Source organism: Burkholderia sp. Ax-1719 (assembly GCF_011753055.1).
In the GTDB taxonomy this organism is placed as follows: domain Bacteria; phylum Pseudomonadota; class Gammaproteobacteria; order Burkholderiales; family Burkholderiaceae; genus Paraburkholderia.
Genome location: NZ_VWWJ01000006.1, coordinates 279220 through 292531, shown reverse-complemented (window position 1 = coordinate 292531; position 13312 = coordinate 279220). Strand labels below are relative to the sequence as shown.

Sequence of the window (13312 nt, the reverse complement as noted above, 5' to 3'; positions counted from 1 at the left end):
GAGTGCGCAGCGCGGGGCAGCGCACCGGAGATAGCTTCGCTGAGGTGAAACATGATGCTGTTCGACGATTTGAGAGATAACGAATGGGCCCTGGTCGAGGCGTTGTTCTGTGCGGAACCCGCACGGAGCGAGCGACGCGGACGGCCTCGCGTCGAAGCGCGTGCCGTGGTCAACGCAGTGCTTTGGGTGCTGTCGACGGGTGAAGGCTGGTCCAAGCTGCCGGGCCGCTACCCCTCGCCGCCCACCTGCCGCCGCCGCTTCGACGAATGGCAGGCCGACGGCACGCTCGCCGAAATCGTGAAGCGCCTGGGCACGAGCGGCCGCGAAATTTCGCTGCGCGGACGCATTGGCGCAACGGCCACCAAGCCGCCCGCACCGCCGAGCCGCGACCGCCTGCGCGGCGCCTTCTGGACCAACCCGGAATCGTGGCGCGCACCCGTCAAGATGGCTTGACGCCGTCTTGATCCCGCGACTGGATCTGCTGTAGGCCGGGTTCCGATCGACTGAACCTGGTGGGCGTGAAAGCGCCCGGTTTGACTCCTCACGCTCTCTCCGCCGGGCGCAATCTGCGCCCGGCTGTCGCTTTCCAGCGACGTTCGCTGCCGGCCGCTTCTGGGCGACTTTCGGGCCGCGCATCTGAGCTGCACTTCCGAGCTGTTGTCTGCCCGCCACAGTGTGGCGCGACGAAACACGCGTTGGATCCCGGCTGGTGCAATGCCTCTAATTTCCGTCGACGTCCCACGGATGCGCGCCAGATCGATGCGCGCGAAACATCTATTTACCAATATTTACAGCATGCTTTCGCGGCCGCCCGTACCTTAGGAGCATGTTCACCTACGTCAATTTCCCGCTCTGACGGGAGGCCGCCATGAATTCCATGACTCTGCGCAATCGGGGCATCATGGTTTCGCTGTCCGCCCTCGCCCTGCTTGCGTCGCTCACATTGCCCGGCCAACTGGCATCGTGGCTCTCAGACGACGCTTCGGCCCAGCCGCCGCAATCCAGCGCCGCTCACTGGCCGATCGCGCGTACGGGCGCACATGCGTGGCCCCCCAACGAAAGCCGTGCTGCCGACAATGCGGGGCAGCCGGTGCCGCGCGGCGACCTGCGCGGCGATATCGTCGACAACGCCCGTCGCAGCCCGCCGCCGCGACCGGAGCCGCCGCGCTCGCGCCATTAGCGCTGTTATCACGCGTCGCACAGCAATGCGAAATAGATCACGCGATAACGATAGCCGACCCAACGGCCGCCCTTACGCGCGCGTCGTATCGATGACATCCAGAAGGCGTAGCGATGACGGGAACCACCGCGACGACGCGCGGTCTATCTATTGCCATTAAGCACAGCGTGGCAGCAGTAATTCCGGTAGGCCCGTATCTTTCGATACGGGCTTTTTTTTGGCTGGCTATAAAGCGGTGGTGCCTGCGGCGTCGGACGACTGGACGAGCGATTCGTCGACGTAATCGGCCGTACGCTGGTCGGTCCATTGGAGGGTGCGCTCGTCGCGCGCGAGGCGCGCGAATTCCGCCCGGCCGCGATCGGTCAGCACGGCGATATCGACGGGAGCGTGAAAGCCCGGGGCGGGAGCGACGGTGCGCTGCCTGACGGTATCCATCAGGCCAAGGTTACGCAGATATTGGAAAACTTTGGGACTACGCGCCCACGGGACCTGCCGATACTGCACCCGCCGCAAGGCTTCGAGTACTGCTTCGTTGGAATACGTGGTCATCTCACTTCTTTCTTAAAATGCAGTCCTGCTGCCATTGCGCCTGGTGTGACCTGGTGCAGCGCAATGTCGGCAAGCATTACGTGCCCTGCCGCTATCCTGCACCGTGGCACGGACTGCAGGTTATTCGGGCCCCCGCGAAAGCGTCGGGCACTGCGAGCAACGCCAGCTGCTCGTCATGGAGCGCTGCGCGGCGCAAGGCCGTGGCTTCCGGCATGATCGACGCGGCGGCGGTTGTTGCCGCTCACGCGCACGAGACACGCTTCATCCCGAAAACAATACGTTACCTCATTCAAATTGATTCTATTCGGTTTATTTGCGCTATTTTTTGCGCTATTCGTGCTGTGGCGCCGCGCCCGACGATCTGTCGCACTCACGACTGTCATCTTTTTCTGGCTGCTCGCCTCGGGCTGGCTGGCGAAGCCGCTGCTCGATCTGGCCCAGCCCGCGGCGTATCGGACTCCCTACGATCCGGCAAAGGCGACGTTCGGCGCGCGCACCGCCATCGTCATGCTGGGCGGCGGCACCGACGTGATGCCCGATGGCTCGCTCGCGCCACAGCATGACGTCTATGCGCGCATTGCGCTATCGGCAGCGCTGCAGGCGCGCTGTCTCGCCGCCGGCGACACGTGCAAGGTGATCGCGAGCGGCGGCAATCCGCAGCATCACCCGGCAAGCGAAGCCGATACCTACGCTCCCTGGCTGTTGCGCGCAGGCATCGCGCGCGACAATCTCGTGCTGGAAAACACCAGCCTCACGACCTGGCAGAACGCGCGCAATGTTGCCCCCATCGTGCACTCGCAGCGCGCCGATACGCTCTTCGTCGTAACCTCGTCCTACCACATGGCACGCGCGATGCTGGACTTCGAGCGTTTCGGCATGCATCCGGTGCCGGCCGTCTCCGAGGTACGACATGTGCGTCTGGGACTGTGGCCGCGTCTAGGCAATCTGCGTAACGCCGAATCCGCTTTGCACGAATTGATCGGGATTGCGCAGTTTCACGTCTACGTGCTGCTGGGCTGGTTCTAGCAGTATGTTGCCCACGGGCATGTCCCAATCAAGATCGGGTCAGATGTGCCAGGATAGGGATGAGGATATGTAAGGAGTTGTAAATCGCACGCACTAGCCTTACGCCGCGTCATCGGGAATGACGTCAGGGTCGTTAGAATGACGTGCCTTATCCTGCTCGGCAGGCACCAGCTGGGTCCATAAACCGCTCCTTCGGAGGTAGTGATGAAAAAAGTGTCCCTCGCAGTCCTGATTTCGCTGTCCGCTCTGACGGGCGCCGCTTATGCACAGTCGGACAACGGCGTCATGATGAGCACCGATCCGGCCAAGGCCGCCGACGTCGAGCAACGCGCGCAGGATCTCCAGGCGCGCCAGCAGGCGATGCCGCAACCGTCCGAAGCGCCGATGAAGCACCACAAGAAGGGCGGCCATCCGCATCACAAGGCGCCGCCGAAGACCGAACAATAAAGCGCCATGCGCCTGCAAAGGCGTTGATCGCGATACGTTCGACAAGCCGATTCCGGTCTCCGGTTTCGGCTTTTTTCATATCAAGCGCACGCAATCGGTGAGGTTTCGACGCCAACGCGCCCACTGGGCGGCGCGCGCGCGGGTTATGCTAAAGTCGCGCACCTCGAATTCCCCTACTTTTGTGCGCGACTCGCGCGGAGAAACACCCATGAGCAACATCCAGCTCGACATCGAATGGACCGAAGCGGCATCCCGCAAGATCGAAAAGCTGATGCCGCGCGGCAAGGGCACCGAGGCGTTCCTCGCGCTGCCCCCGGTCGAATGCCTCCCGATGGAAGGCGATGTGCTGTTCCTCGGCCCGCAGGGCAAGCAACAGCCGTTCATCGTCGCGGAGCGCCAGTATCACCATGAAGGCGAAGCCGACTGGACCATCATCCTGATCCTCGACGTGCCCGAAACCACGCACTAAGACGTACCCGCAGGCGCCAGACAGCGCCCGCCGCCGTCACTCGCGCGCGATCGTTGCGGTCGCGCGCTGTCTTCCTGCTCCTCCTGCCCTTCCGGCTTCCCCCGCCTGCCGGCACGCGATCTCCCGCGTCACTCCGTCACGCGCTGACGCCCCGTCTTGACCTCGCTGCGACGCGCCTTGCCGTCCAGACGCCGCATCTTCGACGCGCGCGTGGGCCGCGTTGCCACCCGCGCCTTGCGCGTCACGCTCACACTTTCGATCAGCGCATCGAGGCGCGCGAGCGCGGCCGTGCGGTTCTGCTCCTGCGTGCGGTACTCCTGCGACTTGAGAATGACGACGCCTTCGTGCGTGATACGCCGGTCGGCGAGCGCGAGCAGGCGCATCTTGATGACTTCGGGCAGCGACGAAGCGCGGATATCGAAACGCAAGTGAATCGCGCTCGACACCTTGTTGACGTTCTGGCCGCCCGCGCCCTGCGCGCGCACGGCGACGAGTTCGATTTCATTCGGCGGGATGGACAGACGGTCGGACATGGCGAAGGAAAAATGGCGAGAGACAAGCTGGGAGATCAGGCCCGCAAGCCTCGCAGTGTCGCATGAAGCGCCATGACGCGATATGCGCCTCAACAAGCGGCTCGCTGTCCAGGCACGCGGGATGCATCTACACGGACCGTTCGCGTTCTACGCGTCGCCCTGGCCGGTTTGCCGATGCGCGGCGCTTGAACCATACTTCGTTCATCTTTTTATGGAGAGCGCATCCCATGAAAGTGCGTCCAGCATTCGTCGCCGAACTGGCGGTCAATCTGCTGCTGCCCTGGGTCGCGTACCGGCTCGCCCAACCTTACTGGGGCGAAGTCGGCGGCCTGATTGCCTCGGCGGTTCCGCCGCTGGCGTGGACCATCGTCGAACTCATCCGCTTCCGGCGCGTCGACGCGCTCTCGGCGGTGATCCTGCTCGGCATCGTCCTGTCGCTTGTCGCGATGGCATTCGGCGGCGGCACGCGTGCGCTGCTGATGCGCGAAAGTTTTTCCACTGGCGCAATCGGCGTGACCTTCCTGCTTTCGCTGCTGGCGCGACGGCCTATCGTGTTCTATCTGACGCGCGCCACCGTCGCGCGCGAGACGAGCGAAGGCGTCGCGCGGCTCGAACTGCTGTGGACGGAAAACCGCAGCTTCGTGGCCGCGATGCGTCTGCTCACCTTCGTGTGGGGCGCGGGCCTGATCGCCGATGCCTCACTGCGCACGTATCTGGCCGCCACCTGGCCCGTCGAGCGCTTCCTCGTGGTCTCGCCGGTTCTCGGCTACTGCATGTTCGGCGCGCTGCTCGCGTGGACCTTCTGGTATCGCACGCGCATGCGCCGTATTCGCGGCACGCACGGGCTGCTCGGCGACGCAGCGCAACTGGGCACGACGGTGGGTACATCGGTCGGCACCACGGACCCATCGGGCGGCGCGGCGGGCTGACGTCTGCGCGCGGGAAACCCCGAATACAGAGACGGACGGATCGCGCCCGAAATCATTTAAACTCAGCGCCACAGTCCGCGGCGCTTCCGTCCGCATCCGAACACCATGGCAGTCGATGCGCTACTCCGTAGAAATCAGGAAGTTCCTTTATAGCCAGTACTTCTACGGCGGTCTGCGCATCGCGGTCGGCATCTCGCTACCGGCCATCCTGTGCCTCTTCGTATTCGACAAAAGCGAGCTGGGCTTCACCATCTCGACCGGCGCGCTCGGCGCGTGTGTGGTCGACATGCCCGGCCCGCTCAAATACAAGCGCAACGAAATGCTCGCGTGCAGCGTGATAGGTTTTCTATCCGCGTATGCCACGGGTCTCGCCACCTTCAGCCCGATCGCGCTCTGGGCCACCGTCGTTCCGCTCACCTTCGTGCTTTCGCTGATCGTGGTCTACGGCAACCGCTGGCCGCAGATCAGCTTCGCCACGCTGTTCATGATGGTGATGACGCTCGAAGAGCATTTCACGCCGCACCAGGCGCTGGTGAACGCCGCGTGGATCCTGCTGGGCGGGCTCTGGTACACCGGCTGGTCGACGCTCGTGAGCCGCCTGATGCTCGATCGCATCGAACAGCAGGCGCTCGCCGAAAGCGTGTTCGCCTGCGCCGACTATCTGCTCGCGCGCGCGCAGTTTTTCGATCTCGACAACGATCTGGACGAGTGTTACCGCAACCTTGTCGCCAAGCAGATCGCGGCGGTCGAGCGCCAGGACGCGGCGCGCGACATCGTGCTGCGCAATCTGCCCAAACTGCGCAGCGGACGCGTCGATGCGCGCCGCGCGATGCACTTCAACCTGTTCATCAACACGGTCGATCTGCACGAGCTGTTCGTGGGCGCGCATACCGATTACCCGCTGGTGCGCAACACGTTCGGCGGCTCCGATCTGCTGGTGTTCTATCGCGATCTGATCCGCAAGGCCGCGGCCGATCTCGAAGACATTGGCCTCGCCGTGCTGCAGAACGAAGCGCCGCGCGCCAACGTCAACGTCAAGGCCGAACTGCGCGCCATCGAGTTCGAACTCGAAATGCTCAAGCGGCGCGATCTGCCGGCCAAAGACCCCGAAGCCTACGCCGCGATCTCGGCTTCGTTTCGCCGCATCTGGAGCGCGACGCGCCTGATCGACCGCATGCGCCGCAGCCTCGCGAGCGAAGTGCCCACCACGGAAACCGAACTGCGCATCGACGAAGCCCTCACGCGCTTCGTGACCAACCGGCGCGTGTCGTGGCTGCAGATTTTCTCGAATCTCACGATGGCCTCGCCGAGCTTTCGCCACGCGCTGCGCGTGACGATTGCCGTGGCGGCGGGCTTCTGGCTTGGGCGTCTATTACCGCTCACCAACGCCTACTGGATCGTGATGACGACCATCATCATCCTGAAGCCCGGCTATTCGCTCACGCGCCAGCGCAACGCGCAGCGTATCGTCGGCACGCTGATTGGCTGCGTGGCCAGCATCGCGCTGATCCTGCTCGTGAAGCAGCCGCTCGTGCTGCTGGTGTCGATGTTCGCGGCGATGGTGATGAGCTACAGCCTGCTGCTGTTCAACTACACGGCGAGCGTGGTGTTCACCTCGGCTTACGTGCTGCTGATGTTCCATCTGCTCGCGCCGGGCAGCATGCGCATCATCGGCGAGCGCGCGATCGACACCGTGGTGGGTTGCATGATCGCGATCGGCGCGAGCCATCTGTTCCCGTACTGGGAATACCGGCTGATGGGCAAGCTCGTGCACGACATGATCGCCGCGACGCGCAGCTATCTGGAGGCGAGCGGATGGTGGAGCGGGCGCGCCAGCTCCGCGCAGCCCGCCTTCGCGGGACCGATGCTCACGGAAGCGGCGGCGCGCGTGCCCGCGCAAGCGACGCAGGAACAGGAGGCGCTGGCGATGGAAGGCGCGGCGGCGTTGGGCGCGCAGCCTGGCCCCGTCGCGGCGGTGGGCGCGAAGGTGTCGGCACAGGCCAATGCGCAACTGAATCAGGAAGCGGCTGCTTCTGGCGCTGCTGGCGCTCCTGGTGCCTCTCAGACCGCAGCGCCAGCGGCTTCCGCTGGCGCCGCCGTGCCCTCTCTCGCCCGCGACTTCCGTTATCGCCTGGCGCGCAAGAACGTGCATGTCGCCTTCGCGAACCTCGGCCAGGCGTTCCAGCGCATGATGCTCGAACCGAAATCGGCGCAGAAGTTCGTACCCGAACTCAATGATCTGCTGGTGCGCAGCCACGTACTGGCCTCGCAGATCACGGCTAGCGCGCCGCTGCTGCGCAGCGCGGCGAATGCCGATCAACTCGCGCCCGCCGTGAAGCTCGGCGCGCTCGATCAGGCGCTGAACTGCGTGCGCGACAATCTCGTCGCTGCCGAAGCGGGCACGCCGGTGCCCGAGGATCAGATCGACATCACCCGGCGCATGACACGCGATCTCGACACGCTGGTGGTGGAGACCGAACGCACACTGGGCGCGACCAACGATCTCGCCCAGGATCTGAAGATGCTGGCGCACCAGTGCAAACAGATGCTGGCCGCGTCGTGGCTGATCCGCAAGGACGCCAGCCTGATCCGCCTGCCGGAAGAATGAGCGCGTTGCCCTATTGCGCACCGCTCGCCGCAGGTGCGCTCGCTGCGCCCGACGCAGCGCTCGACGTTTGAGCGCCAACCGTGGCGTCGTACTCGCGCTTGCTGCGCAGCGCATTGAACAGCACCGTGCCGATCACGATCAGCACCACCACCACGATCATCACGCCAACGCCAAAGGTGGGGTTTTTCTTGCGCGTATCGTTCATGGATCGTGGCCTGTCCGGCAATGGGGAAAGAACGGGCATTCTACGCCGCGACGCCTTGCAGACGGCTTGCGGTCCGAGGAATAGCGGACATCACAACCTGACGGCGCAGGGGCCGATCACGTGCCTCGCACCGGCATCGCCGTCGAATACTTGATCTGCTCCATCGCGAAACTCGAACTCACGTCGAACAGCGGCACCGAGCGGATCAGCTGCTTGTAGACGCGGTCGAAATCGTCGATATCCGACACCACCACGCGCAGCAGATAGTCGGTCTCGCCGCTCATGCGGTAGCACTCGACGATCTCGGGAATGTCCTGCACCGCGCGCGTGAAGGTCTGCGCCCAGGCTTCGGTGTGCTGATTGGTGCGCACGTTGACGAACACCGTCGTACCCACGCCCAGTTTCTTCGGATCGCACAGCGCCACCTGGGCGCGGATCACGCCGGTTTCCTTGAGCCGCTGCACGCGTTTCCAGCACGGTGTCTGCGAGAGATTGACGCGCTGCGCCAGCTCGGCGACGGGCATGGTCGCATCCTGCTGCAACAACTCCACGAGCTTTCTGTCGATGATATCCATTCGTTGCCACCCCGTAAGATAGAAATTTCTTCTATCTTACGCCGCAATCGTAAAAAAGAATGGAAACTCTTTCTGTGCGTCGGGCGCTATAACTCTCTGTATAGACGAACGCGACGAGAGATGCCATGAACGCCCCCACCGAACCCGCCCTGCTGCTGGCCGCAGCCTCAGACCACGAAGCCGCGGTGGCAAGGCTTTGCGCCGCGCTCGACGCCGCTTTCGACGCCTGCAGCACGCCCGACGATCCGTCGCGCTGCCCGCATTTCGCGCGGGCCATGCGTGCCGCTCTGACCCTTGCGTTGCACGATGCCGCGCTGGTCACGCCCACGCAGCGCGAAGGCTGCGCCACGCGCTATCGCCGCCATCTGATCGCGGCCTGTCCGCAGGGGCGGTATACAGTCGCGGCGCTCGTCTGGCTGCCGGGACAGGCAAGCCCGATCCACGCGCACCACACCTGGTGCGGCTACGCCGTACTGGAAGGCACGCTGACTGAAACGCTTTATCGATGGGATACGGCGCGCGACGGCGCCACGGTGCTGCGCTCGCATGCACGCGCGGCGGGTGCGGTGGCCTTTGGCGGACGTGGCCGCGCGGGCATCCATCGGCTCTCGCGCGCCGTGGGCGATGCCGCCGGACCGTGCGTCTCGCTGCATGTCTATGGCGTACAGGCCGAGGAAATCGCAACCGGCGTGAACGACATCGTGCCGCTCGTGCCGCTTGTGCCGCTTGTGCATTTGCACGCGGCTTGATGCGGTAACCGCTTCGCTATCCTCATCGCTTCACTACACGCCTAGTTGCGCCCCGCTGTCGGGATTTGCGGCGGTGCGCCCTCCGGGCTGCCGGTCGGCGGCGGCGCGGGTCGCGGTTCATGGGAGGCATCACGCGCCACGGCGCGCGTGGCGGCGTCTTCCGGATGCGCCTGCGCGACGGCCTCTCCTTCGCCCGGCGCTTCGCGCTGCGCTTCATCGCTGCTGCGCGATGACATATGCACCTGCATCTGCGGCACCGGCATCTCAATGCCCGCCTCGTCCATATGCCGTTTCAGACGCGCATTGAAGGCGCGCGCCACACTCCACTGTTGCAGCGGTCGCGTCTTGATCTGCCCTTTCACGACCATCCAGTTCGGATCGAAGCGATCAAGGCCCCAGACCTCCACCGGCCCGAGAATTTCGCGGCGATAACGGAAATCGGCGACCAGTTCCGCACCGGTCTCGCGAATCATGCGCGTGACCGTATCCAGATCGACGGCGAACGGCACGCGCACTTCGAACACCGCAAAAGCGAAATCGCGCGAGAGATTCTTCACGATCTTGATCTGCGAGAACGGGATCGAGTGAATCGCGCCCTGCCCGTCGCGCAACCGGACCGTGCGGATCGACAGATGCTCGACGGTGCCCGCATGGCCGTTGTCGAGATCGATCCAGTCGCCCACCGAAATGGTTTCCTCGATGATGATGAACAGGCCCGTGATCAGGTCGGTGACGAGCGACTGCGCGCCAAAACCGATTGCCAGGCCGATCACGCCCGCGCCCGCCAGCAGCGGCGTCACGTTGATGCCCAGATTCGCCGCGGTGATGATGCCCGCGATCGTGAGGATCGACACGAGCAGCGCATTGCGCACCAGCGGCAGCATGGTGCGCGCGCGCGTGCTGGGCGCGCGGCCCTTGGTGCGCGGGCCGCTCGGGTTGAGCGCTTCAAGGATCGCCGTATCGATCACGATCCACACGAGCCACGCAAGGAACACCGTAGCCAGAATCGCGAAGATTGCGTGAGCGATACCGCGCGCGGCGACGCTGGCTTCGATGATGCGCGCAAGCGAGATGTCCCAGAGCCGTGCGCACGATTCGAAATACGCGAGCCACACGAACAGCACGAGCAGCGTGCCCGCGAAACGCAACATCCGTCGCAGATACGGCGAGCGCCGGCGCACGCGGGTGAGATCAGGGCGCGTGATACGCAGCACCACCGCCGAGAGAAAGAATGCCAGCACCAGCAGCAGCGCCGTGACCACCGAAATCTGCAGCACGTTCTCGTTGCTGCTCAGGCCGCCCACCGTCGCCGTGATCGAGGCCGCGGCGAGCAGCAGCATCGGCAATTGCCAGAGCGAGGCGAGCACGTCGAAGACTTCGGTGAGCGCCTTGTGATCGTGGCGCAGCTGATAGCTGCGGTTGCGGATCAGATGCGCAACCGGACGCCGGAAGCCGATCGCAAACGCCGCCGTGAGCACTGCCGCCGTCATATTCGCAAAAGTCGACACCAGCGCCGAGAGGTTCACGCCAAGCTGATGCGCGACTTCGTAGTTGGTGGCCGCATCGCCCAGCGCGGCGCAAATGCCGATGGCCCATAGCAGGCGACGCGCATCGCGAATCACGACGCGCACCGCCACCCGCCGATGGCCCGAGCCGAACAGCGAAAACATGATCAGACAGATCGACGAAAACACCGCGCCCGCGACAATCGCATACGCGATCACCACGCCGAGCGTGCGTCCGAGCGCCTGAGGCAGCGCACGCTCGACCACCAGCGCGCCGACGAAGGCGACGATCCACGGCGCCACGCGATGCAACACGAACACAAGCAGTTCGATGGTGGTGGGATTGGGACGCAGCCCCGTGTCGACCGAAAAACGCCGGAGCAGGCGGCGTTCGAGCCAGCGCAGGATCGCCGCGCAGGCGCCCCAGCCCAGCAGCATCGCGGCCATGTCGAAGATGATGCGGCCAGGGCTCTCGCCTTCGCCGCCCGAAGCAAGCGCGTAAATTTCGACGCCCGCCGCGCTGAAACGGCTGCCCCAGTAATGCAGCGGGCTGCTGCCGTGACGTGCGTCGCTTTCAACCGAAGCCAGCCCCGACGCAATCGCGCCGAGCAGACCCGACGTGACCGCCGCCACGCCCGAAGCCGGTGCGGGCGCGGCGTTCTGCGAGACGTTGCGTAACTTCTTGAGCTGGGAAACCAGCGCGTTGCGCTGGCGTTCGTTATCGAGCGTGGAAATCACGCTGTCGAGCGAGCGGTTGAATTCGGCCTGACTGGCAGCCGATGGCGCGGAAGCGGCGTCTGCGGCGGAAGCGCCCGATGCGCTAGCGGGCGCGCCTGTGATGAGGCTTTGCAGCGCGGGCAACACCGGCACGGCGGCAGCGCTGGGCCCCGCCGCCAGCGCCGAGGCGGAAACGATCGCGCCCCAGCCCAGCGCCAGCCACATGGCCAGCACGGTCAGCCGGCGCAACAGGCACTGGGTCAGAGGCAAAGTGCGGGGCAAAGCGCGGACCGGCGTGCGGCTCGAAGGACGCGCCGCACGCAGGACGCGCGCAAGCGGGCCGGAACGCAAAGCGGACGCCTGCGCGCCCGCCTCGTCCCGTCCGGAACATGAATTCATGGACGTAGCGGCAAAATCAGGACGTTCCAGTGTAGCCGCACTGGCACACGTCACGTCGCGCGCTGGTCTGAAGAAATTGCAAGCGAATGCAAACGAACTCAAGCGCACTCAAGCGAACGCACGCGCGCCAGAGGCGCGTCAGGCATTCGCGATTGTGCGCGCTCGCGCTCGTCAGTAAGCGACGGTGGCGATCTGGCGAACGAAGCGGCCCTGCTCCAGTTCATCCACGAAGGCCACGGCGTAGTCTTCGGCGGAAATGCGGCTTTCGCCCTTTGCATCGGCGATCAGCGTGGTCGCGCCGGTGCGGAACGTGCCGGTGCGCTCGCCCGGAGCGATCAGTGCGGCGGGCGCGAAGAACGTCCAGTCGAGATCCGACACCGTGCGGTAGTAAGCGTAGGCATCGCGGTGCGCGAGCGCGATCGGCTTGTACGCCGCCGGAAAGCCTTCCGTATCGACGAGTTGCTGGCCCGGCGCGACTTCCAGCGAGCCCGCGCCGCCCACCACCACGAGGCGCTTGAGACCGGCTGCGCGCGTGCCATCGACCAGCGCGCGGCTCGCCGTTTGCAGATCGTCGAGCTGGCTCATCGGCGGCGCGTAGGCGCTTGCAACCACGTCATGACCACGCGCGGCCGCGGCTACTTGCGCGGCATCGAGCAGATCGACCTTGACGGCCTCGACGTTCGGCCCTGCCGCGACGCGCTCGGGCTGACGAACGAGTGCGCTGACCTGATGGCCACGACGCGCCGCTTCGGCGGCGATGCGCGAACCCACCATGCCGGTTGCACCAAACAGGGCGATTTTCAACGACTTGCTCATAGCTAGACTCCTGATCACAATTTTATGTAACCATAATAGTTACATTTAAGGGTTCAAAAAACGGGGCATTGCCCCGCGTATGGCTTGACTGCGTTCAGCGCGCGTTGGAAGACGCGCTGCGTGTACTTTTGCTGCGTTCGAGCTTGCGTTCGCTGTGCCGCATTTCGTCGACCACCTGATCGAGCGTGCGCGCAGCCAGCGACGCTTCCATCGCACGCTGCGCATCGTCGATGATGCCGCGCAGCGAGACCTGAATGTGCCGCCCCACCATGCAGGCCGGATTCGGCTCCTCACGATGCATGGCGAAAAGCTGCGCATCGTCCACGGCACGATAGATGTCTAACAGGCTGATCGCCTGCGGCTCGCGCGCCAGCAGCGCCCCGCCGCCCGCACCCAGTTGCGAGGTGGTGAGACCGGCGTTGGCCAGCATCGTCAACAGACGCCGGATCAGCGCGGGATTCGTGTTCACGCTGCCCGCGATCATCTCCGACGACAGCGGCGCGCCCTCCTGCAGCGCCAGCAGCGCGAGCACATGGACGGCAAAGGCGAAACGGCTGCTCGTATTCACGACACATCGGCCGCGCGATGCACGGCTGCAAAAGTGA

At 64.8% G+C, this 13312-nt stretch carries 14 protein-coding genes and 1 pseudogene; 8 read left to right on the top strand and 7 right to left on the bottom strand.

The genetic code is table 11. The features are described from left to right. Positions 1–54 precede the first annotated feature (54 nt). Positions 55–441 (top strand): annotated as a pseudogene (locus F3J17_RS14725) (transposase); the annotation flags it as partial. A gap of 427 nt (positions 442–868) precedes the next feature. Continuing rightward, positions 869–1180, top strand: coding sequence for a hypothetical protein (locus F3J17_RS14720; RefSeq protein ID WP_167059541.1), 312 nt, complete (start codon positions 869–871; stop codon positions 1178–1180). 225 nt (positions 1181–1405) lie between these two features. Here F3J17_RS14720 and F3J17_RS14715 read toward each other — a convergent pair whose 3' ends face one another. Next, a complete protein-coding gene (locus tag F3J17_RS14715) occupies positions 1406–1729 on the bottom strand; it encodes a hypothetical protein (RefSeq protein ID WP_167059538.1) in 324 nt (107 codons plus the stop codon). 336 nt (positions 1730–2065) lie between these two features. Here F3J17_RS14715 and F3J17_RS14710 point away from each other — a divergent pair, with 336 nt between their 5' ends. From F3J17_RS14710 to F3J17_RS14700, 3 genes are all read left to right on the top strand, one after another. Next, on the top strand, positions 2066–2755 hold the full coding sequence (locus tag F3J17_RS14710; protein ID WP_167059535.1) for a YdcF family protein: 690 nt from the start codon (positions 2066–2068) through the stop codon (positions 2753–2755). 204 nt (positions 2756–2959) lie between these two features. Beyond that, positions 2960–3202, top strand: a complete 243-nt coding sequence (locus F3J17_RS14705) for a hypothetical protein (RefSeq protein WP_167059532.1) — start codon at positions 2960–2962, stop codon at positions 3200–3202. A gap of 208 nt (positions 3203–3410) precedes the next feature. Beyond that, on the top strand, positions 3411–3671 hold the full coding sequence (locus F3J17_RS14700) for a DNA-binding protein (protein WP_167059529.1): 261 nt from the start codon (positions 3411–3413) through the stop codon (positions 3669–3671). A 128-nt stretch (positions 3672–3799) separates the two neighbouring features. Here the strand turns inward: F3J17_RS14700 and arfB are convergent, their stop codons facing one another. Then, on the bottom strand, positions 3800–4204 hold the full coding sequence (gene arfB / locus F3J17_RS14695) for an alternative ribosome rescue aminoacyl-tRNA hydrolase ArfB (RefSeq protein ID WP_167059526.1): 405 nt from the start codon (positions 4202–4204) through the stop codon (positions 3800–3802). A 227-nt stretch (positions 4205–4431) separates the two neighbouring features. Between arfB and F3J17_RS14690 the strand changes: the two genes are divergently transcribed. Both F3J17_RS14690 and F3J17_RS14685 read left to right on the top strand, forming a co-directional pair. Further along, on the top strand, positions 4432–5133 hold the full coding sequence (locus F3J17_RS14690; RefSeq protein WP_240160979.1) for a VC0807 family protein: 702 nt from the start codon (positions 4432–4434) through the stop codon (positions 5131–5133). Between the two features lie 115 nt (positions 5134–5248). Then, entirely contained in the window at positions 5249–7741 is a 2493-nt protein-coding gene (locus F3J17_RS14685; RefSeq protein WP_167059523.1) for an FUSC family membrane protein, read from the top strand. Between the two features lie 10 nt (positions 7742–7751). On the opposite strand, the gene F3J17_RS14680 is transcribed toward F3J17_RS14685, so the two are convergent. Together F3J17_RS14680 and F3J17_RS14675 are read right to left on the bottom strand one after the other, a co-directional pair. Continuing rightward, positions 7752–7946: a hypothetical protein gene (locus F3J17_RS14680; RefSeq protein ID WP_167059521.1), complete on the bottom strand. Its 195-nt coding sequence runs from the start codon at positions 7944–7946 to the stop codon at positions 7752–7754. Positions 7947–8062: 116 nt separating this feature from the next. Then, complete coding sequence (locus F3J17_RS14675; RefSeq protein WP_027818230.1) at positions 8063–8521, bottom strand: Lrp/AsnC family transcriptional regulator; 459 nt, start codon at positions 8519–8521, stop codon at positions 8063–8065. Between the two features lie 125 nt (positions 8522–8646). On the opposite strand from F3J17_RS14675, the gene F3J17_RS14670 reads away from it, so the two are divergent. After that, positions 8647–9270: a cysteine dioxygenase family protein gene (locus F3J17_RS14670; RefSeq protein ID WP_167059518.1), complete on the top strand. Its 624-nt coding sequence runs from the start codon at positions 8647–8649 to the stop codon at positions 9268–9270. A gap of 41 nt (positions 9271–9311) precedes the next feature. Here the strand turns inward: F3J17_RS14670 and F3J17_RS14665 are convergent, their stop codons facing one another. The 3 genes from F3J17_RS14665 to F3J17_RS14655 form a co-directional block, all read right to left on the bottom strand. Further along, complete coding sequence (locus tag F3J17_RS14665) at positions 9312–11717, bottom strand: mechanosensitive ion channel family protein (RefSeq protein ID WP_240160986.1); 2406 nt, start codon at positions 11715–11717, stop codon at positions 9312–9314. Between the two features lie 345 nt (positions 11718–12062). Then, complete coding sequence (locus tag F3J17_RS14660; protein WP_167059513.1) at positions 12063–12707, bottom strand: NAD(P)-dependent oxidoreductase; 645 nt, start codon at positions 12705–12707, stop codon at positions 12063–12065. A gap of 94 nt (positions 12708–12801) precedes the next feature. Further along, the gene (locus tag F3J17_RS14655) at positions 12802–13275 is read right to left on the bottom strand and encodes an Rrf2 family transcriptional regulator (RefSeq protein ID WP_167059510.1); all 474 of its coding nucleotides are present in this window, start codon (positions 13273–13275) and stop codon (positions 12802–12804) included. Between the last annotated feature and the right edge of the window lie 37 nt (positions 13276–13312).